The organism is Mesorhizobium sp. M0136, assembly GCF_040322515.1.
In the GTDB taxonomy this organism is placed as follows: Bacteria; Pseudomonadota; Alphaproteobacteria; order Rhizobiales; family Rhizobiaceae; genus Mesorhizobium.
The window spans coordinates 270,664-292,923 of sequence record NZ_JAMYTP010000005.1; the positions used below are offsets into that span (position 1 = coordinate 270,664).

A 22,260-nucleotide genomic window follows, 5' to 3' on the forward strand; every position below is an offset into this window, starting at 1 on the left:
TAAGAGCGTGTCGGACGGCCGCCGATTTGTCAAGTGTCCGGTCCCTCAGCGCTCAAGGGATTTGCTCGTGGTCCCTGAGGATGCCGTCCTCGCCGGGCATAGAGTTGGTTTGGAGGCAACGCCCGCAGTCAATGCCGTGCACCAGCATCAAAAGTGCTTAGGGCCGCCGCCAACTTTGGCAGCCCAAGGAACGCTACGATCGGGAGGACAGCCCGGAGCTTTGGAACTCGCCTAATCCGGCAATCGGATCTGAAGCTTTACGTCCGCCGGCCGGGCTTCGACAGCGCGATCAAATGCGGTGATGGAGTCTTCGAAGGGGAAGGTCGCCGAAATCAATGGTTTGAGATCGACCCGGCCCGATCCCATCAGTGCGATCGCCCGGTCATATTGGTGGGCATAGCGGAATACCGTCTCGATGCGGATTTCCTTGGTAGAGGCCGTGGCGATGTCGAACGCCACCGGCGCGACCGGCAGGCCGACCACCACCAGGGTACCACCGGGCCGCGGCAGATCGAGCAGGGTCTCCCATGCCTTGGACGAGCCCGAGCATTCAAACACCACGTCGGTGCCCCAGCCGTCGGTCAGGCGCTTGACCTCCGCCGGCAGGCTCTTGTCGCGGATGTTGACCGGGATCACACCCTGGTAGCCGGCGGCAATGTCGAGCTTGGGTTGGGCGAGATCTGCAACAACGGCGCGGGCGCAGCCGCCGGCGAGCGCGGCGATCGCCACCATCGTGCCGATCGGCCCGGCGCCAATCACCACCGCGGTGTCACCCGGCGCAATCTTCGCTTTGGCCGCCGCCTGCATTCCGACAGCGAAGGGCTCCACCATCGCGCCTTCGGCGAAGCTGACATTGTCGGGCAGTTTGAAAGTGTAGTTGGCGGGGTGCACGACATAGGGCGTCAGCACGCCGTGGATCGGCGGCGTCGCCCAGAACCTGACCGCTGGATCGATGTTGTAGAGGCCGAGCCGGCTCGCCCGCGAATTGGGATCGGGGATACCCGGCTCCATGCAGACGCGGTCGCCGACCTTCAGATGCTCGACGCCTTCCCCCGTTTCGACGACGGTGCCGGCGGCTTCATGGCCCAAGACCATCGGCGCTTCGACCACGAACGGGCCGATGCGGCCATGGGTGTAGTAGTGCACGTCGGAGCCGCAGATGCCGACAGTGTGGATTTTGATGCGAACTTCGCCCGGGCCGACGGTCTGTGGCAGATCAATATCACGCAGCTTGAGTTCGTGTTGGCGTTCGAGGACAAGGGCGCGCACGTTCGTCATCGACGTAGTCTCCTCTAAAGCCGATCGTATGGGCCTTTAACCCTCTACGGGTATACACACCGTCCATCTATGCATCATTGTTCTCCAGGCTGGCGCTGTGGCCCCGATAGACGCGATCGGTTCAGTTGGTGCTGGTTGTGGGGGTGAACCCGCACTGCTTCTGTTCCATATCGATCTGTTTCGTGATGCGGACGGCGTTCTGCGCGTAGGCCTCCGTCACGGAGCCACTATTCACGGTCTTGCCCTTCAGCGGACTCACGCCTGCGCAGAGGTGGAAAACATGCGGCTCGGCGGACTTCGCGGCTCCGTTTTCGGGCGCGATCCAGTAGACGACATCCTGACCGGCGGGGTGGCTCGCGTCCCGCGTCGCCGTCGTTACCGCGGCGGTGTCCGTCGCGATCGCCTGCGCCTGGGCGGCGACATCGGGCGAACAGGCGGTGGTGGGCTGCCCCGACTTGATCTGGGCTGCGCATGCGTTCATATCCTGGGTGTACTGTTCGACCGACGGGGGGTTGAAACTGATCCCCATGACCGTCGCGAGCACGGCCAGCGCAGCGCCGACGCCGCCGGCAACCTTCTTGGTCCGCGGATCCATGTTTTTGTCGGTGAGGATCAGGAAAACCAGCGGGAGGAAGGCAATCAGCGTGATGATTGCGCCGAGCTGGTTTTGGAAGAAGAACCTGGCCGCGTCGGATGCACGGGCCGGATCGTGCCTGTTGGCCGCCTTCCACAGCAAGTTGCCGGCGATTGCGAAAATCGCGATGCCGACCAGAAGGCCGATGACCAGCGGCAGGTGTGCCTGGTCGAACTTGTTCTGGCGAAGCAGCATGATTCCGTAGATCTCGCCGCCAATGGCGACGATCCACGAGAGTGCGGCGAAAAGGCGAAGACGCGTGGCGGAGGACTTCTGGCCCTGCGTCGCTTGCCAATCCTTGGTAACGTCTGGCTTGTTGTCGGTCATTGACCAGATCCCCTGATATCGACACTTCTGCGGGCGGCGTTAGACCAGAAGGCCAACCGCCCGGCGCAGCAGCATTGAACGAGCGCCACCTGCTTTAGCGACGCGACGAAAATGTGAGCGCCACGGCAGGCCTCATCTCCATTCATAATTCATATTGCGCATGAGTGAATCCGTCCAGACCCACGCAGGCAGACGCCTATGCGGCGATGGCTCCGTTCTTCTTAATCTCTGGCTTGAACTTGACGTAGCGGACTGACAACTTAGGGCCACATAAGCGCGACGTAGGGTATCTGCTCGGCAAAGATCGCTCCTGTGCAACTCCGACGTCGCATATCTGCGGTACGGATGTCAGATCAGAATGGCGGGGTGAGAGCCGATAATCGCCGATAGGTGGTTGTGGAAATCGTTAGAATTCCTCAACTACCAGGCCGACTTGGTCGCGCAGATCGCGTAGCGATGCTGCGTCGAGCGTTCCAGCGCCCTGAGGAAGTTCATGTGCCGCGCCTGCGCACGATGAATTGCGCCGAGCCGGGTGTCGACCACAGGCATCTCGAAGCCAGCCTCCACGAGAAGCGCGCAGACCTCGTCCGCTTTGGCGCCATGCGAAAAGTGCAACCGTGACAGGATGCTGCCATGGCGGTCCGCCATCACCTGATCCAGTTCGTGGACCGGCCCGACTGTCCGGCCAACGGCCCTTTCCAGGACTTGTCGCAGAGAGGTTACCCAGGTCTTACTGACGAAATCACCATCTATGATCAGCAGCCGTCCGCCAGGCTTGAGCAGCGAGAACCATTCGGCGAATGCTGCTCGCGGATCCACCAACGTCCAGACGAGATGACGGGTGACGAGGACGTCATAGCTTTCTCCGTTTTCAAGGGTGCGCTCGGCGTCGCCGAACAGAAACCGGATGCCGCTTTCCCTCTGTGTCGCCTTTGCACGCGCGCGGGCAAGCATCGCCTCTGACCAATCGAGCCCGGTCACGGCATAACCCAGGTCGTGCATGAGATGGGATATGACCCCGGTGCCGCAAGCGAGGTCGAGCGCGCGACGCCCATCCCCGCGCCCCAAGTGCTTGAGTATCAGCCTGTGCCAGGCCAGGCGTTCGCGCGGTGAGAAGATTTCATGCCCCACCGAAAGGTCGAATATTCCGGCGCGCGTCGACCAATAGTCGCGTATCTCGTCCCGCAGCGAATAATTGGGCTCGCCCGCCATTCCAGACCCCTTGTCGTCGTACCAGTCTGGAATGGCTCTAAAAGATATTTCTTGAGAATTGAAGTCATCTTTTATAAGCCACCTCCGGCTGATCCATTTCAAGAGAGGGCGCGATGAATTTCGGAAAGATCCCAGCAGCGACGATGGCGGCCGCTATCGTCGCTCTGTCGATGACGCTGGCCGCCAGGGCCGAAATGGTTGCAGTGACTGACATCACGGGCCGCCAGGTCAAGGTGAACGTGCCTGTCGAGAGGGTAATCCTGGGTGAGGGCCGGCAGGTCTATCTCGTCGCGGCGCTCGACACCGAGGATCCGTTCAAGCGCATCGCTGGCTGGCGCGAGGATTTCAGCCAAGCGGATCCGGACAACTACGCCGCCTATCTGGAACAATTCCCAAGGATGGCGAATATCCCCACATTCGGCGGTTTCAAGGACGGCACTTTCGACGTCGAGCAGGCGATATCGCTCAAGCCCGACGTCATCGTGATGAACATCGAGTCGAAGCAGGCCACGGAAGACGCCAAGTATATCGAGAAGCTCACCACTGCCGGCATTCCGTTGGTTTATGTCGATTTCCGCGAGCGTCCCTTTACCAACACCGAACCCAGCATGCGCCTGTTTGGCAGGCTGTTCGGCAAGGAGGAGCGCGCCGAGGAATTCATCACCTGGCGCGCCGCCGAGATCGCGCGCGTTACCGACGTAATCGAGAAGGCCAAGCCGAAAAGGCCCAAGGTCTTCATCGAACGCGCCGGCGGCTATTCAGACGATTGCTGCATGAGCTTCGGCGACGACAATTTCGGCAAATTCGTTGAGATGGCAGGCGGTGACAACATCGCCAAGGACATCATCCCCGGCACCTTCGGCACACTCAATCCCGAACAGATCATCGCCTCCGACCCGGATCAGATCATCGTCACCGGCGGCTCGTGGGACGCCTATGTATCGGGCGGTGCCTGGGTGGGCGTCGGCCCCGGCCGTGATGAGGCGGAGGCGGTGCGCAAGCTGAAGGCGCTGACCGAGCGGCCGGCTCTGACCGGCGTGAAGGCCGTCGAGGACGGCGCGGTGCATGCCATCTGGCATCAGTTCTACAACAGTCCTTATCAGTTCGTGGCCGTCCAGCAGATGGCGAAGTGGCTGCATCCCGATCTTTTCGCCGACCTTGATCCTGAGGTGACCTTCAGCGAGTTGCACAAGAAATTCCTGCCCGTCGCATACAGGCCCGGCCACTGGGTCTCGCTGACCGATGTCGATTGAATCGGCGGCCGTCAGCACCGCGCTCGACAGCACCGATGGACGAGGGCGTTACCGCGCTCTCGTCTGGCGGCGGCAGTTGATCCTTGCCGGCCTCGGCGCTGCTCTGCTCTTCAGCCTGTGCGTCGACCTTGCGGTCGGTCCCGCCCGCTACGACCTCGGTGAGGTCGTGCGGGCCCTTGTGTTCCCCGACACCGTGCCGCAGCAGGTGCGCGTGGTGCTCTGGGACATCCGCATGCCGGTGGCCCTGATGGCGATTGTCGTAGGGGCGGCGCTCGCCGTGGCCGGCGCGCAGATGCAGACCATCCTCAACAACCCGCTGGCGAGCCCCTTCACGCTCGGCATATCCGCCGCCGCGAGCTTCGGCGCCGCGCTTGCGCTTGCCTTCGCGGTGAGGCTTGTCCCCGCCGCAGTCGAGTATGTAGTGCCGATCAACGCCTTCGTGATGGCGATGCTGGCGGCCTTCCTAATTCACGTGCTGAGCGTCAAGCGCGGCGTCAGCGCGGAGACCATCGTGCTGCTCGGCATCGCGCTGGTTTTCACCTTCAACGCCCTGCTCGCGCTCGTCCAGTTTTTCGCGTCGGCGGAAGCGCTGGCGGCGGTCGTCTTCTGGACAATGGGCAGCCTCACCAAGGCCACCTGGCCTAAGCTTGCGGTCACCACATTCATTCTCCTCGCAGTCTTACCCATTTTCGCCCGGCGCGCCTGGGCGCTGACTGCGTTGAGGCTCGGTGAGGACAAGGCGGCCAGCTTCGGCGTCAAAGTCGGTCGCCTGCGGCTCGAGACGCTCATCCTGGTGAGCCTCCTCGCCGCCATTCCCGTCGCCTTCGTCGGCACCATAGGTTTTATCGGCCTCGTGGGCCCGCACATCGCGCGCATGGTCATCGGCGAGGACCAACGCTTCTTCCTGCCCGCATCGGCCCTCGCGGGCGCGCTCATCCTGTCGGCCAGCTCGGTCGTCAGCAAGTCGCTTATCCCGGGGACGGTCTTCCCGATCGGGATCGTCACCTCGCTGATCGGCATTCCCTTCTTCATCTCGCTCATCCTGTCCAGCACGAGGCGCTCATGGTGACGATCCGGCTTGAGGCGCTCGGCGCGCGCTACGGCACGAGCCTCCGGCTTCGGGATGTGACGACGCCAGCGTTCGAGGGCGGAGACATTGTGGCCGTGATCGGTCCGAATGCCGCCGGGAAGTCGACGCTCTTCAGGCGAATCGCCGGCCTCCTGCACGGACCGGGAGCAATGCATGTCGAGGGGGCCATTCGCGGGACGAGCGGCATCTGCTACATGCCACAGGAAACGTCCGCCAACGCGGTGCTCACCGTCTATGAGTCAGTGTTGCTCGCCCGCAAGCAGGGTATGGGCTGGTCCGTGGGCGACGATGATCTGGCTCGCATCGACGAGATCCTTGCGGCGCTCGGCATCGCCGACATCGCTTTCCGCAACATTGGCGAGCTTTCCGGCGGCCAGCGGCAACTCGCCAGCCTGGCACAGACGCTGGTGCGCGAGCCGGAGGTCCTGCTGATGGACGAACCGACATCAGCACTCGATCTGTCGCGGCAGGTGGAAGTGCTCGGTCTCATGCGCGAACTTGCCAGGGCGCGAGGCATGGTCGTGCTGATCGCCCTGCACGACCTCAATCAGGCCCTGCGCTTCAGCGATCAGACAATGGTCATCGCGGACAGCCGGCTGGTCGCATGCGGGCCAACGCGGGACATCATCACCTCACATCTGCTGCGGGACATTTATCATCTCAACGCGCGCATCGAGCCGTGCTCGCGCGGCATCGGCCATGTCATCGTGGATGGCGTGGCGGATGGGCGTCGGACGCTCACAATGCCGGCAGCGGAGACCGATCCGGGCTTCGGAGCAGATTCGAGGCGGCAGCCGTTCCGGCCGCGTGACGGCAACGGCATTAAGCCGGTTGATCGACGCCCGCACTGATCGACCTGGTCCTCTAACCGCTGGTTGAAGGCGACAGCGTGCTTGCATTCAACTCAAGGCGTGGCCGGCCAATCCATAGACCCAAGGCCCATTGTCTTCCCGGTTCAGAAAGCGGCGCCCCTTGGACATGGTCGTAACGGTCTCGGCAATGCCGAGGCCGCACTGCTGGAGAAACGCGGCAAACACGCCATCCTTCTCGCGGGTGTCGACACGGGCAAATCGTCCTGCCAGTCCGTTCAGATGCACGGCTGTAAGATGGACCGCGTCGAGATCATTTCGCGCGACCATCGGGCCGATCACGTGACCACGCCCGAACTCGCGACACATGGAATAGCCGACGATCTCGCTGCCGCGGCTCAAAGTGCAGATTGAGGCATCGGCCGCGAGCAACGTGAGCAGCCTCTCGCGGTTTGTCCCAAACGCGCGGGTGTCCAGCGCCGTGATTTCCTTCAGCCTGTCGCTCGACAGCGCCTGCAATTGACCGTCCAGGGACGGCACTGTTGGGAGGATCGGTGGGACTTCACCCTGGCGCATGTATACAGTCGCCTCGGTCGTGAAACCGAGTGAGACATAAAGAGGATAGGCAGCATGGGTAGCATTGAGTGCCAAGTTGCGATCGCCGCACTGCTCGAGGACTAGGTCCATGAGCCACCGGCCGCCTCCTTGCGCTTGCGTGCGGGGCGTTGTGATCACTACGCCGATGGTGGCGAAATCGTTCCCGTGAGGAAACCACATCGCGCTGCCGAAAACGCGTCCAATACCATCAACGGCAACGATGCCCTGGCCGGCGCGACGCAGTAGGTTCCAATCCTTCGGCCGATGAGGCCAGCGGACTGAGATCGACAGCGCGTGCAGCAGCTCAACGTCGACATCATTGATGTCCCGCGCGACCAGTTCGAAGGATTTCAGGCGTACTGATCTCTGCATCTCAGTCGATCCTTCAACAAATGCGCAAGGCACGCGGTGTGACGTTGTGATCGATCGCCGTGTCGCGACATGCCTCTTTTGCCGTAGCATTATACGGGAAAGCCAGCAGGTTTCGCTGGTTCGAGGTGCTTTTTCGCAATCTTCGGCCAAAGCATGACGCAATTCGGCAGCGAACTCTGCTGCCTGCGGATACGCTGGTTGCACCCGGTGATGATGTGCGATTAGAGCGGACCGCCATGAACGTGGAAGAAATCCTCGCGACGCTGATTGCCGGGGTTTTCAACCTCGTGCAAGGTGATGGTCCAGGCGTGGGTATGGGTCTCGCTTCCATCCGGATGTCGACATGATCTCCATTACCGGGTCCACCCGCGCGGGCATTGCAGTGGCCCAGGCGGCAGCGACGACTGTCAAGCGTGTCGCGCAGGAGCTGGGCGGCAAGTCGCCGAACGTGATCTTGCCGGACGCAGATCTCGATCGCGCCGTTTCTCTGGGCGTAGCCGCCGCCTTCCGCAATCTCGGCCAGTCATGCAGTGCCCCGACGCGCATGATCGTGCCACGCCCGCGGCTCTCCGAGATCGAGGCAATCGCCAAAAGGGCCGCAGCCCAGATTGTCATTGGCGATCCTCTTTGCGAAGCCACTACTCATGGTGCAATCGCAAACCGTGCCCAATTCGACCGCATCCAAACCATGATCGGCGTCGGCATTTCTGAGGGCGCCAGGCTCCTCACCGGCGGACCGGGCCGTCCGCACGATCTGAACGTCGGGTTCTATGTGAGGCCGACCATCTTTTCCGACGTGCGCACGACCATGCGCATTGCCCAGGAAGAGGTCTTCGGGCCGGTTCTCTGCATCATCCCTTACGACACAGTCGAGGAAGCCGTCACCATCGCCAACGACACGGTCTACGGTCTGGGGGCTCATGTGCAGGGCCAGGATGTGGACGCCGTCAGGGACGTGGCCTCGCGGATCCGCTCCGGCCAGGTGCATCTCAACTACCCGGCCTGGGATCCGCACGCCCCGTTTGGCGGTTTCAAGCAGTCTGGCAACCGACGCGAATATGGGATCGAGGGCATGTTGGAGTATCTCGAGGTAAAATCCATCCTCGGCTATTTCTAGGCGACATCTTCGCCCAGCGCAGGGGCGCCCGTGGGCCGAGCCGAGCTCCTGGACGGGCTCGCGTACGTACCTGGCAATTTGACATGGCTCTGCAGCGCGCTAGCCATCTGCTGAGAAACCGGTGGAGGCCGCTAGCCAGGCTTGGTCGATCCCGAATGCCGTCGAAATTAGAGATGTCTGGCCGTAGCGGTCCAGCCGATCGAGTGTGTACGTTTTCGTACATCGATTTGGAACACAACCACGGATAGAGTACCATCCCTATGGGCAGCTATGGGGAGGGTTGGATGAGTAAGGTGCAGAGGGTCAGTCCGGTAGTAGAGCAGGCAATCGCCGCAGTCCTCAATAGGGAGGATCGTGGTGACACCATCTCGGTCACAGCGACATTAAACGCAGCACGGCAAGCCGCCCCTTATCTGGTCGCATCCGACGAAGAGCTGACCGAGGCGATCGTGGAGGCAGCAACTGCCCTGGGCCTGTCCGTGGCTTTCGACGGTCGGAAATAGCCGTCGGCTCACAGGGTGGCTAAAAGTCGGAAAGTTGGTGTCGTGCTTAGGAGCCCTCCTATTAGGAGGTAACTATCACCCGCAACACTTTCTTGCTCGGTCCCTGGTCACGCATGCTGCGAACCCACGCGATGACGCGTGCGTGCTCGTCCGCCATGGCCGCGTCGAACCTGCTGTCGCCGCTGAAAGCCACGGTGCATTTGCGCAGAGCTCGTCCTCCCGGAATCATTGCTGAGGTACTGGGCAGTGTTGGCCATCCCGGCTCCGATCAAGAGCCCTGCGCGCCAGCCAGCCCACCAAGGTTGCCGCGACCGCCCACGACGTCGTAGAGGCTATGGTCGGCGGTCAAAAAATTGGCGGAGAAGGATATATGCCAGAGCACCTGAAACTCGTCTCGACTGCCAAGTCGCATGGCGGTGCCCAGCACGTTTACTCTCATCTGTCGACGAGCTGCTCGTGCGAAATGACGTTTGCCATTTTCGTGCCTCCCCAAGCGCGGGGAAGGCGTTGCCCCGTGGTGTGGTACCTCTCCGGACTCACCTGCACGCATGCGAATGTAATGGAAAAAGGCGAATACAGACGTATTGCCGCCGAACTTGGCTTCATCGTCGTTTGTCCCGACACCAGCCCGCGTGGTGCCGGCATTCCAGATGAAAAGGACAATTGGCAGTTCGGCACCGGCGCCGGTTTCTACCTCGACGCCACGCAAGAGCCGTATGCCAAGAACTATCGCATGTATTCCTATATCGTCGAGGAACTGTCAGCCGTGATCGGGCGCGAATTTCCCGCCGATATGGCGCGCCAGTCGATCTTCGGCCATTCGATGGGCGGGCATGGCGCGCTGACGATCGCACTGAAAAATCCCGCGCGTTTCAGAAGTTGCTCGGCCTTCGCGCCGATCGTGCAACCAAGCACAGCCGGCTGGTCGAAGCCGGCTTTCCAAAAATATCTCGGCCTGGATGAGGCCTCGTGGCGGCGCTACGATGCCACTTCGCTCATCGAGGATGGATACCATTTCCCGGAATTCCTGGTCGATCAGGGAACGTCAGACGGTTTCCTCAAGGAGGGCCTCAGGCCTTGGCTGTTCGAAGACGCGTGCTCCAAGGCAGGCATTCCGTTGAAATTGCGGATGCAGGATGACTACGATCACTCCTATTTTTTCATTTCGACATTCATGCAGGACCATATGACGTGGCATGCCGAACGGCTTTCACGAGGCTAGGGCCGTAGGAATAGGTCGGCAGTCAGGCCGGCTCGGTGACGACGCCGATACGCCGGTAGACGAACAGTTCGTCCTTCGAAGGAACCGTCGCAGCGCGCTGGGCTTCGTCGATCAGCATTGCCATGCGCGCATGGATCGGCGATTTCGCGCAAGCCGGGTCCGTCGCGGCGGCGTCGCCGGCGATTGCCGTCGCCTGGCAGCGGCAGCCGCCCCAGTCGATCTCGCGCCGCTCACAGTTGCGGCAGGGCTCCTGCATCCAGTCCGTGCCTCGAAAGGCATTAAATGCCGGGGAATCGGTCCAGATCGCGGCCAGGCTGCGAGGTCCAAAACGCTCGAAGCTGAGCGACGGGATGGTCTGGGCGGCATGGCATGGCAGTACGGTGCCGTCTGGCGTCACCATGAAGGCGTCGCGCGCCCAGCCGCCCATGCACGGCTTGGGATAGATGGCGAAATAATCCGGCGTGACGAAATCGATGTTCATGATGCCGGTGAGCCGTTCGCGCGCCGCCGCGACGATCTCCGCCTGCCGATCGACGGCAGCACGCTCGGGCATCAGTTGATCGCGATTGGTCAGCGCCCAGCCGGCGTACTGCACGTTGGCTATCTCGAGACGCTCCGCATCCAGCGAAAGGGCCAGATCGATGAATTCCGGTACCTCCTCGATATTGTGGCGATGGATCGGCGCGTTGATGGTAAGCGGCAAGCCGGCCGCGCGGGCGCGGCGTGCCGTTTCCAGCTTCTTTTCGTGGCTGCCCCTGTGATTGCCGATGCGCTCGGTGGTCGCCGGCCGTGCGCCTTGAAAACTCAGTTGCAGATGGTCGAGCCCGGCTTCGGCAAATGCCTCGATACGGCCATCCGCAATGCCGACGCCGGCAGTGATCAGGTTGGTGTAGACGCCGCGCGCCGAAAGCCCGGCGATCAATTGCTCAAGATCGCGACGCAGCGTCGGTTCACCGCCAGACAGATGCACCTGGAGAACGCCAAGATCGGCCGCCTGCGAGAACAAGTCGAGCCAACTCTGCGTGTCGAGTTCGCGATTGGCCTTCAGCAATTCGAGCGGGTTGGAGCAATAGGGGCATTGCAGCGGGCAGCGATGCGTCAGTTCCGCCAGCATGCCGATCGGGGGGAGAGGGGGCTCGCTCATAGCTTCACCAGCAGCTTGTCCGACCATTCCTGCAGGAAGGCAATGACATCGGCCGCCACAGCCTCCTGTTCGGCATCATAATCTGCGGCAAGGCCGGCAATGATGTGGCCGACCGTGGACCGCCCATCGCAGCGGCGCAATATGTCGAGGCTGATGTCGTTTGGCCAGAACACCTTTTCAGGCGAAAGCACGGCGAACGCCTGGCGCCCGGGGTCATACTGTATGCGCACGTGCTTAGGTAGCGATGGAACCGACAGCGGCGACACCATGGCTCTTTCGCGCAGTGCCATCATGGGGCCTCCGGACGGAAGGCGCCGGGCGGGATATTGCCCGGCTCGCCATAGGCGTTTTGAAGCGCGTCGAGCATGGCCCAGAGTATATCGCATTTGAACACGAGTGCATCGATCGCCCGCTGCTGGCGTTCCGCCGTGTCGGCATGTTCGAGCACATAGGCAAGAGCGAAGTCGGCGTCGCGTGAGGCCTGTTCGGGCCGTCGGCTGAAATAGGCCAGCGTGTCCTCGGTGATATAATCGTACCTGGCCAGCATCGCGGGTACCCGCTCGCCGATGATGAGCGGCGAGAACATCTCGGTCAGCGACGACGCGACCGCCTCCAGCAGGGTCCGGTTCGTGCAAAAAGAGAGGTAAGCGCCAACCGCAAAACGTGTCGCCGGCAGGGCCAGCCTCTCGCTCTTCACCGCTTCGGCATCCAGACCGAGCGAGGTCGCCAGGTGCAACCAGCGCGCAATACCGCCGCTCCAGCCGTCCTCGCCGTCATGATCCTCGATGCGTTTGCGCCAGGCGGCGCGAAACGCCGGATCCTCGGCATGCGCGAGGATCATGGCATCCTTGCGCGGAATGACAGCCTGATAGCAATAGCGGTTCAGCGCCCAGGCCTGCATCTCGGTCCTCGACAACGCACCGCTGGTCATCCTGTGATGGAAAGGATGGCGGTTGTGATAGCGTTCGGCACCGACCTGCCGCAGCACGGCTTCGAGCTCTCTGGAGGACAGGCCGTTGCTGGCGGCGTCGTGGAAATCACTCAAAGTTCCATCTCCATCCCGTCGCGGGCCACTTCCCAGCCAGCCGCTGCGACTGCTGCATGCTCGGGAGAATTCTCGTCCAGAACAGGATTGGTGTTGTTGATGTGGACGAAGACACGACGGCCGATCCTCACATCGGCCAAGCCGGCGATCGACCCTGCGTCTCCCGACATTGCCAGATGCCCCATGCGCGCACCGGTCTTTTCACCGACGCCGGCAGCAATCAACTCGTCGTCGGTGAAGACCGTGCCGTCGAACAGAAGGCATGCGGCATCGGCTAGACGCGTGCGCAGGGTCGCATCAATGCGGGCGCAGCCGGGGATGTAGAAGACGGAGCCGCGACTGCCGGCACCGGCGATACGGACGCCGATCGTGTCGCCGGCGTCAGAGCTGAAATTCGCATCCGGCTGACCTCTTTCTTCGAGGTAGAGCGCTATCTTCCCGGGCACGGGAAAGCTCTCGACAGCCACGCCGGTGTCGTGGCCGTCTGCGTCGCAGATCGCCAATTCTTGCGCCGGTGGCAAGATGCGTCGCGGCACGAGCGCCGGATCGAGGACATTGAAAATCGAATTCGCCTCCAACGTCGCCAGAACCTGTGTCGTTGCATAGATAGCGAAAGGCTGCCGCTCACGCAGGCTGAGCAGGCCGGCGATATGATCGACATCGGCATTGGTCAGTACCACCGCGCGAATGGGCGTCGAGCGCAGCGGCGCATCGTGCGCGGGCTGCAATTCAGGCGTTGCCGCGATCTGCTGGCGAATGTCGGGTGACGCGTTGAACAGAACCCAGCCGAGCCCATCCGCCGACGCGGCGACACTTGATTGGGTTCGTGAATGCACGCCAGCCATCCCGGTGCGAGCCGCACGGCTCAGACGATAATTGCAGTTCCACTGCGGAAAGCCACCGCCGGCCGCCGATCCGATGATTCTCAAGCGCATGAAAACGCCCGCCCCGCGGCTTCTCTGACCAGCAGCCAATTAGCAGCCGCAAAAAACGTCCCGCTCGCTTTGCGTGCCTCAAGATCTTTCACGAAAAACCCATGCGGCAAGGGGATGCGTGCCCCTGTTGCCAGGGACACGCACCTCTGCGGCCTACTTCTTGGGAGTAATCTCAGCAGGCAGATACCGCGAAATTTCAAAGCCCGCAGCAACCTGACACATGGTCGGTTTTGTCCAGCTCTTCTTCATAACATTTCTCCTCTTCTACCAGCCCGAAGGGGCCGATCCGGTGGTTAGCCAACCATTGCAGGGCACCGAAGCAATGGCTCGTCCATCACGTCTCAAATGGACAAATGAAACACAAGTTTTGAAAGGCCGAAAAACAAAACGATCGAAAATAGCTGTAGCCTTCTCTTCAATTTTTCATCGCGCAGGTTTGTCCTCCTCCTCACACATCCCGACTATTGCGTAATCGGATTATCGTGCTCGTCGATCAGCGGCACATTATAACCCAGCAGGAGCTTGGTGATCTCCGCCTGGTTCTCCCTGATCACCCGGTTGAGCGTCCGCTTCCATTCCTGGTCGGACGGACGTACGCCCATGGTGATGCGGTAGGACATGCGCGAGCCTTTCTTTTCCTTCAGTAGCGGAACAATGGTGATATCGGCTCCGAGTTCCCTGGCATAGTAACCTGCCATCGGCCCCCATAGGACCGCCGCGTCAATCTTGCCGGCCAGCATGTCCTTGATCATGACCTCCCCCATGGAAGGAGTGACGCGCGTATCCACCGCGAGTGGATAGATCTTGGCGGTCCGCAGAAGCTTGTTGGCGGCCATGTTGGTGGTTGGCGGCGTGCTTTCGACGACGCCGATTCTCTTGCCGGAAAGTTTCGGGTCTTCGATCGTCTCGATGCCTTCCATGCCCTTGCCTTCGGGGTATACGAGCACATAGGCGGAGCGATAGTAGGCGTTGGTGTTCTGCACCAGTTCGTCGCCTTGGGCGTAGCCCATGATGATGTCGCATCGGTTGGCCCCCAGCGTGTTGCGCACAAAGCCGACGACAGTGGGAAACCATGTGTAGGCGACTGATTTCCGCCCCGTCTTCTTGGCAACCAGTTCAGCCAGCTTGTTTTCGAAGCCTTGGCCGTTCTTGTCGGTAAAAGGCATGTTCGAGGGATCGGCGCAGACGCGCAGAATGTTGGGATCCACCAGTTCGCCCGCAGCGCCAAGTCCGGCATTTTGCGCCAGAACGTTCGACGGCAACAAGGCGAGCGCGCCGAGGATCGGCAGAACGACGCGCAGCTTCGATGCAGTATTGGTCATATCATCCACCCATGCAGGATGCTTCGGCATTCTTGGCTGCCTGAGCCTTGTTTTCGTGCTTGGGCGGCCTGCCGCGGGGTGCCGCGCCATCAGCGCGCGCGCGCAGATAGACGTAGAGATCGTCCAGGTAACAATAGACGTTCTTGTTGTCGCCAAAGGCAGGCATGACGTTTTCCTTGCCGCCGCCGACATTCTTGCGGCCCTCGGCGACGATCGAGAGGAACGTGGCGTAGTCCATGGTTTTCAGACTATTGACCAGGGCAGGCGCATAGCTCGAACCTGTTGCGTCCTGCCCGTGACAGACATGGCAATCGGAGTGATACCGGCGGTACCCGCTGAAGGTGTACCAATCGACGGTTCCGTTTTCGATCTTGTAGGTCGGATTTCCGTCCGCATCTAGATATTTGCCTCCTTCTTGCTTCACCGCCTTGGCTTTTTCCATGCTGTCTTCGGCCCGTGCCAGAGTTGAGCTGGCCACAGGCAGCAGGACTAGGGCGAGAGCGGAAACTGCAATGCGAACGATCATTCAGACTCTTCCTTCATCTGCCAGGGACACTGGCTGCCGTCGTGCAGCGGCATTGATCGGTGTTGGGTGGGCGCAATCGAGAGCCCGGTTCCCGGCTTAGGGTGACCCGGGCTCTCGTTTTCGAACCTAGTCGTAAGGCTCTTCCCGGTTATCAGTCCGGGAGGCCGAAGACGGTGAGCTGGCCGCCCAGCGTCGTATAGTCGGCAAGTGCCGCGTAGCCGCCGACGGCACCCAGGCCGGCGGTTCCAACCACTGCGGCCTGGTCACCCTGCTCACGGCCCTGATCAACGGCGCCATGCCAGGCAGCGGCGTTATCGGGCGAAAGCAGCCCACCTGCCAGACCGATACCGGCCCATCCACCGACGCCGGACAGAACGGCGATGTACTGCTTGCCGTCATGCTCGTAGGTCGTGATGTTGCCGATGATGCCGGACGGGGTCTTGAACTTGTAGAGTTCCTTGCCGTCCTTATCGACCGCCTTGATGTAGCCTTCGAGGGTACCATAGAAGACGACGTCGCCATCTGTTGCCAATGCGCCCGACCACACCGAGAACTGCTCGGGCTTCGACCAGACGATCTCACCCTTGGCTGCATCCCAGGCAATGAAGTTGCCCATGTTGCCGTCGCCAGGCGCCGCGTACATCGACACGGTGGCGCCCACATAGGGCTGACCGGCGGTGTAGCTCACTTTGTAAGGCTCATAGTCCATGCAGACATGGTTGGTCGGCACGTAGAACAACCCGGTCTTCGGCGAGTAGGCGGCCGGCTGCTGGTCCTTGGTTCCAAGCGCGGCCGGGCAGATACCGGTCGAGTTGGTGTCTTCGCCGTTCTGCTGGGTCGAATACTTGGCGACGACCTGAGGGCGGCCATACTGGTCGCTCTTGGGATCCATGTTGACTTCCGTCGCCCAGTTCACTGCCGGATCGTATTTTTTGGCGACAAGAAGTTCGCCGGTGGCGCGATCCATCGTGTAGGCAAAGCCGTTGCGGTCGAAATGCACCAGCACGTCGTGCTTGGCGCCGTTGACCTCCATGCCATCGACGAGAATCATCTCGTTGATGCCGTCATAGTCCCACTCGTCATGCGGGGTCATCTGGTAGAGCCATTTGGCAACACCGGTATCGGCGTCGCGAGCCATGATTGTCATGGACCAGCGATTGTCGCCTGGGCGCTGGACCGGGTTCCACGTCGAGGGATTGCCGGTGCCGTAATAGACCAGGTTCAGCTTGGGATCATAGGAATACCATCCCCACGTCGTGCCGCCGCCCGTCTTCCACTGTTCGCCTTCCCAGGTGTTGGTGCCGGAATCCTTTCCGACGGGCTTGCCGAGATGGGTCGTCTTCTCGGGGTCGAGAAGGGTGTCTGCATCAGGACCTTCCGAATAGGCTTTCCAGGCAAGCTTGCCGTCTTTCAGATTGTAGGCGGCCAGCCAGCCGCGAACACCGAATTCAGCACCGGAGACGCCCACGAGCACCTTGTCCTTGATGACTACGGGTGCCGACGTGCCGGATTCGCCCTTTCCGCCGTCGGTCTGGTCGCCGTTCTTGACAGACCATACGACCTTGCCGGTCTTGGCGTCGAGCGCGACGACGGTGGTGTCGGCTTGGTTGAGAATGATCTTGCCGTCGCCATAGGCGACACCGCGATTGACCGTGTCGCAGCACATGATCGGAATGACGTTCGAGTCCTGCTTGGGCTCGTATTTCCACAGGATCTTGCCGTCGTTCTTGAGGTCCAGAGCATAGACGTTGTTTGGGAACGGCGTGTGGACATACATCACATCGCCGATGACCAGCGGCCCGCCTTCGTGACCGCGCAGCACGCCGGTGGAAAAGCTCCATTTGACCTGCAGGTTCTTTACATTGTCGGCAGTGATCTGGTTGAGTTTGGAATAGCGGGTGTTGGCGTAGTCACCCGTCTGCATCGCCCAGTTCTTCGCATCCGATGCGAGCTTTGCAAGGTCTTCATTGGCCGAAGCCGTATAGGCAGCGCCGAGCGACAAAAAAGCCGCGGTCGTCAGTATGTAGGTAGTTTTCGCAAGTACACGCATCCGAAATCCTCCCGAGGTTCACAGTGACGAATCGATCGTCAAGCCCACAAGGGGCCTGCCCAAGCGATTCATGTGGGGAAGTAATTTCCGGCAGCTGTCACGACCTACCCCGACAAGCAGAGGGCACGTTATTGCCCGCCCCACTTGGCCTTCGAAAGACTGCCACCGCTCCCTGACAATGGCGCTCTTGAAGCCGGAAACAGGGAAAAAGCTATGTCATCGCAAAAGGCCAAGCAAGCAAAAACCCTGAGGTGATGTTGCGGTGCAATATCTATTATGGTGCATAGCAATATAAAGATACAAACAAGAGAAGTATCCTGCGTGGCACTATTGCGAGAATGACTGCCGGCGGCGAGATATATAATCTCCATATTGTTGTTGTATTATTGATGCAATTTGTTTTAGAATTTATTTCCGTGTAATTTACAAGGTCGCTTCGAGGTAAGTATGCGTGCGCCTGGTTGGTTGCCGATAGTGGGCGAGGCATGAAATGACCGCTGGAAGCGGGGTGTGCAGCGGGCCGTGAATCCACCTCTTGCCGGGCGACAGGGCATTCCTCCTTTGGTCCTATAAGCAGGCCATGGGAGCTTGACTGGCTTTGCGGTACGTCGCCAATTGGGGCGATGATCCTGTCCGGATACATCGTGTCCAGGCCAACTGGAGGTTCCCTCATGATCAGATCTGTTGGGTCTTTTATCCTACCGCTGGTCTTTTCGGCGACACTGGCCTTTGCGAACCCGGTTAGCGCCGCGGGAGACTACCCGACGGCAACGATTGCCGATTACGTGCTCGGCTGCATGCAAACAAATGGCCAGACACGTCAGGCGCTTGAAAGCTGTTCGTGCTCGATCGATGTTATCGCCTCGATCCTTCCTTACGTTCATTATGAGAGGGCGGAGACCTTCAAAAGCATGTCGCTGACGACAGGGGAGGCGGCAGGGTTGTTTCGCGAAAGCGCGCCAGCGAAGGCGGCGCGGGCGGAACTGAAACGCGCGCAGGCTGAAGCCGACGTACGTTGCTTTTAGTCAGGCGGAACAGGCACGCGTGGCGGTGCCTCACAGTGCCGCCATTTCTATTGGCCATTGGCTGCGAAATTACTTGCAATCCGCATTCGAGCCGTAAAGCGACCAGGTCACGCCCGGAAAGTTTTGGTGGAACGAAAAGGTCGCTCATCACAACCGGCTTTGAGGCGAGGATGGCGGCTGCCACCACAGCCGACAAGCGCAGCGAAACAGGACCTTTGTACGATTGACTTCCTTCATCGGCAGTCTAGCTTTTCGAGGCGTGTAGGTGCTGCCGGTCCTGGGGGAAAGGACGAATAATTCGCTCTCCCGCACAAAAAAGGATGGCGGCGGTCTAGGCATCGACACGCGTAAATTGTCCAGGGCACTCACACGATCAATGAGGAAATGCCATGCGCGCAGTCGCATTTTTCGCCGCCGTGTCCGTTGCCACCTTTGTCAGCACCCAGTCTCAGGCCCAGGATGCCGCGGCGGGTGAGAAGGTCTTCGCCAAATGCAAGGTCTGCCACGTCGCAGACAAGGACCAGAACAAGGTCGGTCCGTCCTTGAACGGCGTCATCGGCCGAACGGCCGGGACGCATCCGGGGTTCAGCTATTCCAAGGCCATGACCGAGGCCGGCAAGTCGGGCGTCAAATGGGACGAAGCCACGCTGACGACCTACCTTCGCGATCCCAAGGCGATGGTCAAAGGAACGAAGATGGCGTTCGCCGGCCTCAAGAAAGACGAGGACATCGCCAATGTCATCGCCTACCTGAAGCAATTCTCCAAATAACGCGGTCCCGCCGGCCATTTGGAGTGCGCCCGGTCGGCGTTGGCCTGGGCTTTGCGCTTGGGGTCACGCAGCGTCTTGCAGCGTCTGCATCGCGGACGGCAGATCGAACAGGCTGTCGCAAACGAGGTCGGCTCCAAGCTCTTCAACGGGAATTTGGCTGTATCCGCCACGCAGCAGAATGACTGCCATGCCCGCCGCGCGGGCGGCGGCCATGTCGGCGCTGCTGTCTCCGACCATCAGCGTATCACGAGGGTCGACCTGAAGCTGGTCGAGCGCAAGCAACAGCGCATCTGGGGCCGGCTTCAAGTATGTCACCGCGTCTCCGCCGACGATCGCGCCGAGATAGTCCGTCAGCCCAAAATGCAGCAGGATTTCGCGTGCCGCCAACTGCGGCTTGTTGGTCACCACGCCCAGGGCTATTCCGCTCAAATGCAAGTGCGTGAGAGCTTCCCTGACGCCGGGCATCAGCCTCGTGCGGCCGGTCAGATGCCTGCGATAGATCGGCGCCATGACGCGGTTGGCTTCATCGAGCGCGCTGCCGAGGAGCGGCGTACCGGAAGCCGCGAAAGCTCGCTCGACCAGTTTCCTGATGCCGCCGCCGATCATGGCCTTGACCTGATCCAGGCGCAGCGGCGGCAGATCGCGGCCGGCCAGCAATTCGTTGACGGCCGCCGTTATATCAGGCGCCGAATCGACCAGCGTACCGTCGAGATCGAATAGGATCGCCCTGGGCGATCGAAACGGCCTGCCTGCGCCGACGTTCATGCAGCATCCTTCCATTTGATCGAACAGCCGATCGAAGCGATCTGGTCCAGCGGTCCGTCGCCGGTTCGGGCAACCTGCTTCATCGCCTCGAACAGGTCTCGCCTCAGCCCGGGCAATTCGGCGTCGCGTCGCGACGCGTCAAGCCGGCCGCGATATTGCAGCGTCAACTCGTTGTTGAGCCCGAAGAAATCCGGAGTGCAAACGGCTCCGTAGGCACGCGCCACTGTCTGGTGCTCGTCGTGGAGGTAGGGGAAAGTGAAGCCGTTCATCCTGGCGAAAAGTTTCATGTTGTCGAAGGAATCATCAGGGTAGGCGTCGGCATCGTTTGAGTTGATGGCGACAAAGCCGATGCCTTCTGCCTTGAGGTCGTTGGCATCGCGCACCATGCGCGGAATCACCGCCTTCACATAGGGGCAGTGATTGCAGATGAAGGCCACCACCAAGCCGTTCGGGCCGGCGTGGCTGAAGATGGAATGCGATTTGCCGTCGACGCCGGGCAAAACGAAATCGACGGCTTGCCAGCCGAAATCACAGACAGGTGGAATTGCCCCCATGTTGCCCTCCGATGTGACGGTTTACGCGGCTTTCTGGAGCGCCCCGTCGGCCGCCTGCCTAATGGCGCCGATATTGGCACGATAGGCAGCCTCGGTGCCACCCTTGAAGATGGCCGAGCCGGCGACCAGCACATTGGCGCCGGCAGCGGTGACCAGCGGAGCGGTCTCGGGGGTGACGCCGCCGTCGATCTCGATGTCGATCGGACGGTTGCCGATCAGCGCCTTGACCCGCCTGACCTTGTCGACGACAGCCGAAATAAAAGCCTGGCCGCCGAAGCCTGGATTAACCGTCATAAGAAGCACCAGATCGAGCCGATCGAGCACATATTCGATCACGCTCTCCGGCGTTGACGGGTTCAGCGACACGCCGGCCTTCTTGCCGAGATTCCTGATTGCCTGCAGCGAACGGTCGAGATGCGGTCCGGCCTCGGCATGCACCGTAATGATGTCGCACCCGGCATCGGCGAAGGCGCCGAGATAGGCGTCGGCCGGAGCGATCATCAGGTGGCAGTCGAAGACCTTGTCCGTTCGATTACGGATCGCCTTGACCACCGGCGGACCGAAGGTGATGTTGGGCACGAAATGGCCATCCATCACGTCGAGATGGATCCAGTCGGCACCCGCCCGGACGACCGCGTCAACCTCGTCGCCGAGCCGCGAGAAGTCCGCGGAAAGCACCGAGGGCGCGATGATTGTCTTGGCATTCATGGTCGTCGGCTCCCATTCTGTCGTCCGTTTCCAGTCGCTGCACAGCAACCGCCGTCATCTTGTCAGCGCGCCTTCGTCTCCGGTTCGCCTTCGAGCTTACCTTCCGCGAATACGCGGCTGCCGCGAATATCGGATTCCTCGATGGTGATAAGATCGGTTTTCGTCAACGCCCGGTCGCGCGATGCGAAAAGCCGGCTGGCCTGGCGAAGCCGCGCCCGATCGAGGCCATTGCGGACCGATCGAGCGTTGGAGAAATGCGGCAGCCGCATGCGGATCGGGAGATACTCTTCGAGCGCCCTGGCTGCCGCTTCGCTGAGACGGTAATTCTGTTCCGCCAGCATGATCTCGGCGATCGATTTAAGTTCGCTGACACCGTAGTCGGGAAAATCGAGGTGATGGGCAATGCGCGAGCGCATGCCGGGATTGCTGTCGAAGAAGCGGTCCATCTTGTCCTTATAGCCGGCAAGAATCACAACCAGATCGTCACGGTTGTTTTCCATGCACTGCAGCAGGATTTCGATCGATTCCTGACCGTAGTCGCGTTCGTTCTCGGGCTTGTAGAGATAGTAGGCCTCGTCGATGAAAAGCACCCCGCCCATGGCCCGCTTGATCACTTCGCGGGTTTTGGGCGCGGTGTGGCCCACATATTGGCCGACGAGATCGTCGCGCGTCACCGCGACCATATGCCCTTCGCGGACATAGCCGAGACGATGCAGGATTTCGGCCATCCTCAGCGCCACGGTGGTCTTTCCGGTGCCGGGATTGCCCGTAAAGTTCATGTGCAGCGTCGGCGCGCCCGAGGTCAGCCCGAACTTGCGGCGAAGCCGGTCGACCAGGAGGAGCGCGGCGATCTCGCGGATGCGGGTCTTGATGGGCTTCAGGCCAACGAGTTCGCGGTCGAGCTTATCCATCACCTCGTCGATGTTGGACGCTTCGAACTCGGCCTGCAGATCAACCGATTCGCCCTGCGCGGCAGCGCCCTTTGCTATCGTGTCCAGCATG

Annotated in this window: 22 protein-coding genes and 2 pseudogenes; 9 read left to right on the forward strand and 15 right to left on the reverse strand. The window is 61.0% G+C overall.

The genetic code is table 11. The features are described 5' to 3' along the window. Positions 1-231 precede the first annotated feature (231 nt). From NKJ35_RS08430 to NKJ35_RS08440, 3 genes are all read right to left on the reverse strand, one after another. Positions 232-1,278 carry an NAD(P)-dependent alcohol dehydrogenase gene (locus NKJ35_RS08430; protein ID WP_352646228.1) on the reverse strand — a complete coding sequence of 349 codons (1,047 nt, stop codon included), beginning with the start codon at positions 1,276-1,278 and terminating at the stop codon, positions 232-234. Positions 1,279-1,399: 121 nt separating this feature from the next. Next, positions 1,400-2,239, reverse strand: coding sequence for a succinate dehydrogenase/fumarate reductase transmembrane subunit (locus tag NKJ35_RS08435; protein ID WP_352646230.1), 840 nt, complete (start codon positions 2,237-2,239; stop codon positions 1,400-1,402). A gap of 420 nt (positions 2,240-2,659) precedes the next feature. Further along, positions 2,660-3,451 (reverse strand): class I SAM-dependent methyltransferase, encoded by a 792-nt coding sequence (locus NKJ35_RS08440; RefSeq protein ID WP_352646316.1) that lies wholly within the window; start codon positions 3,449-3,451, stop codon positions 2,660-2,662. Between the two features lie 143 nt (positions 3,452-3,594). Here NKJ35_RS08440 and NKJ35_RS08445 point away from each other — a divergent pair, with 143 nt between their 5' ends. The 3 genes and pseudogenes from NKJ35_RS08445 to NKJ35_RS08455 all read left to right on the forward strand — a co-directional run. After that, the gene (locus NKJ35_RS08445) at positions 3,595-4,704 is read left to right on the forward strand and encodes an ABC transporter substrate-binding protein (RefSeq protein ID WP_352646318.1); all 1,110 of its coding nucleotides are present in this window, start codon (positions 3,595-3,597) and stop codon (positions 4,702-4,704) included. After that, complete coding sequence (locus tag NKJ35_RS08450; protein WP_352646232.1) at positions 4,694-5,773, forward strand: FecCD family ABC transporter permease; 1,080 nt, start codon at positions 4,694-4,696, stop codon at positions 5,771-5,773. The genes NKJ35_RS08445 and NKJ35_RS08450 overlap by 11 nt, the downstream gene beginning before the upstream one ends. Beyond that, a pseudogene (locus NKJ35_RS08455) lies at positions 5,767-6,516 on the forward strand (ABC transporter ATP-binding protein); the annotation flags it as partial. The gene NKJ35_RS08450 and the pseudogene NKJ35_RS08455, both read left to right, overlap by 7 nt. 177 nt (positions 6,517-6,693) lie before the next feature. Here the strand turns inward: NKJ35_RS08455 and NKJ35_RS08460 are convergent. Continuing rightward, positions 6,694-7,572 carry a GNAT family N-acetyltransferase gene (locus NKJ35_RS08460; protein WP_352646234.1) on the reverse strand — a complete coding sequence of 293 codons (879 nt, stop codon included), beginning with the start codon at positions 7,570-7,572 and terminating at the stop codon, positions 6,694-6,696. Between the two features lie 272 nt (positions 7,573-7,844). Here NKJ35_RS08460 and NKJ35_RS08465 point away from each other — a divergent pair. From NKJ35_RS08465 to fghA, 3 genes and pseudogenes are all read left to right on the forward strand, one after another. Further along, positions 7,845-8,689, forward strand: a pseudogene (locus NKJ35_RS08465) (aldehyde dehydrogenase family protein); the annotation flags it as partial. 284 nt (positions 8,690-8,973) lie between these two features. Further along, positions 8,974-9,192: a hypothetical protein gene (locus NKJ35_RS08470; RefSeq protein ID WP_352507733.1), complete on the forward strand. Its 219-nt coding sequence runs from the start codon at positions 8,974-8,976 to the stop codon at positions 9,190-9,192. A 370-nt stretch (positions 9,193-9,562) separates the two neighbouring features. After that, positions 9,563-10,414 carry an S-formylglutathione hydrolase gene (fghA, locus tag NKJ35_RS08475; RefSeq protein ID WP_352646236.1) on the forward strand — a complete coding sequence of 284 codons (852 nt, stop codon included), beginning with the start codon at positions 9,563-9,565 and terminating at the stop codon, positions 10,412-10,414. A gap of 22 nt (positions 10,415-10,436) precedes the next feature. Here the strand turns inward: fghA and pqqE are convergent, their stop codons facing one another. Genes pqqE through pqqB form a run of 4 tightly spaced genes read right to left on the reverse strand, consistent with a single transcriptional unit; the run spans position 10,437 to position 13,538 of the window. After that, entirely contained in the window at positions 10,437-11,558 is a 1,122-nt protein-coding gene (gene pqqE, locus NKJ35_RS08480) for a pyrroloquinoline quinone biosynthesis protein PqqE (protein ID WP_352646238.1), read from the reverse strand. Further along, positions 11,555-11,851: a pyrroloquinoline quinone biosynthesis peptide chaperone PqqD gene (gene pqqD, locus NKJ35_RS08485; RefSeq protein ID WP_352646240.1), complete on the reverse strand. Its 297-nt coding sequence runs from the start codon at positions 11,849-11,851 to the stop codon at positions 11,555-11,557. Before pqqD ends, pqqE begins: the two co-directional genes overlap by 4 nt. Beyond that, on the reverse strand, positions 11,848-12,603 hold the full coding sequence (gene pqqC, locus NKJ35_RS08490) for a pyrroloquinoline-quinone synthase PqqC (RefSeq protein WP_352646242.1): 756 nt from the start codon (positions 12,601-12,603) through the stop codon (positions 11,848-11,850). Before pqqC ends, pqqD begins: the two co-directional genes overlap by 4 nt. Further along, entirely contained in the window at positions 12,600-13,538 is a 939-nt protein-coding gene (gene pqqB, locus NKJ35_RS08495; RefSeq protein WP_352646244.1) for a pyrroloquinoline quinone biosynthesis protein PqqB, read from the reverse strand. The genes pqqC and pqqB overlap by 4 nt, the downstream gene beginning before the upstream one ends. A 220-nt stretch (positions 13,539-13,758) precedes the next feature. Here pqqB and NKJ35_RS08500 point away from each other — a divergent pair, with 220 nt between their 5' ends. Continuing rightward, positions 13,759-14,010 (forward strand): hypothetical protein, encoded by a 252-nt coding sequence (locus NKJ35_RS08500; protein WP_352646246.1) that lies wholly within the window; start codon positions 13,759-13,761, stop codon positions 14,008-14,010. Here the strand turns inward: NKJ35_RS08500 and NKJ35_RS08505 are convergent. The 3 genes from NKJ35_RS08505 to NKJ35_RS08515 all read right to left on the reverse strand — a co-directional run bounded on the left by NKJ35_RS08505 (position 14,000) and on the right by NKJ35_RS08515 (position 17,436). Then, complete coding sequence (locus NKJ35_RS08505; RefSeq protein WP_352646248.1) at positions 14,000-14,860, reverse strand: substrate-binding domain-containing protein; 861 nt, start codon at positions 14,858-14,860, stop codon at positions 14,000-14,002. The two genes, NKJ35_RS08500 and NKJ35_RS08505, sit on opposite strands and share 11 nt — an antisense overlap. Position 14,861: 1 nt before the next feature. After that, a complete protein-coding gene (locus tag NKJ35_RS08510; RefSeq protein ID WP_352646250.1) occupies positions 14,862-15,386 on the reverse strand; it encodes a c-type cytochrome, methanol metabolism-related in 525 nt (174 codons plus the stop codon). Positions 15,387-15,537: 151 nt separating this feature from the next. Further along, complete coding sequence (locus NKJ35_RS08515) at positions 15,538-17,436, reverse strand: methanol/ethanol family PQQ-dependent dehydrogenase (RefSeq protein ID WP_352646252.1); 1,899 nt, start codon at positions 17,434-17,436, stop codon at positions 15,538-15,540. Between the two features lie 671 nt (positions 17,437-18,107). Between NKJ35_RS08515 and NKJ35_RS08520 the strand changes: the two genes are divergently transcribed. Together NKJ35_RS08520 and NKJ35_RS08525 are read left to right on the forward strand one after the other, a co-directional pair. Beyond that, positions 18,108-18,461 (forward strand): hypothetical protein, encoded by a 354-nt coding sequence (locus NKJ35_RS08520; protein WP_352646254.1) that lies wholly within the window; start codon positions 18,108-18,110, stop codon positions 18,459-18,461. Positions 18,462-18,850: 389 nt separating this feature from the next. Continuing rightward, entirely contained in the window at positions 18,851-19,231 is a 381-nt protein-coding gene (locus NKJ35_RS08525) for a c-type cytochrome (protein WP_352646256.1), read from the forward strand. A 63-nt stretch (positions 19,232-19,294) separates the two neighbouring features. Here the strand turns inward: NKJ35_RS08525 and gph are convergent, their stop codons facing one another. From gph to cbbX, 4 genes are all read right to left on the reverse strand, one after another. Then, the gene (gph, locus tag NKJ35_RS08530; protein ID WP_352646258.1) at positions 19,295-19,996 is read right to left on the reverse strand and encodes a phosphoglycolate phosphatase; all 702 of its coding nucleotides are present in this window, start codon (positions 19,994-19,996) and stop codon (positions 19,295-19,297) included. After that, the gene (locus tag NKJ35_RS08535; RefSeq protein ID WP_352646261.1) at positions 19,993-20,550 is read right to left on the reverse strand and encodes a thioredoxin family protein; all 558 of its coding nucleotides are present in this window, start codon (positions 20,548-20,550) and stop codon (positions 19,993-19,995) included. Before NKJ35_RS08535 ends, gph begins: the two co-directional genes overlap by 4 nt. Positions 20,551-20,571: 21 nt before the next feature. Continuing rightward, on the reverse strand, positions 20,572-21,258 hold the full coding sequence (gene rpe, locus NKJ35_RS08540) for a ribulose-phosphate 3-epimerase (protein ID WP_352646263.1): 687 nt from the start codon (positions 21,256-21,258) through the stop codon (positions 20,572-20,574). A gap of 62 nt (positions 21,259-21,320) precedes the next feature. After that, on the reverse strand, positions 21,321-22,259 hold the full coding sequence (gene cbbX / locus NKJ35_RS08545; protein ID WP_352646265.1) for a CbbX protein: 939 nt from the start codon (positions 22,257-22,259) through the stop codon (positions 21,321-21,323). Position 22,260 lies beyond the last annotated feature (1 nt).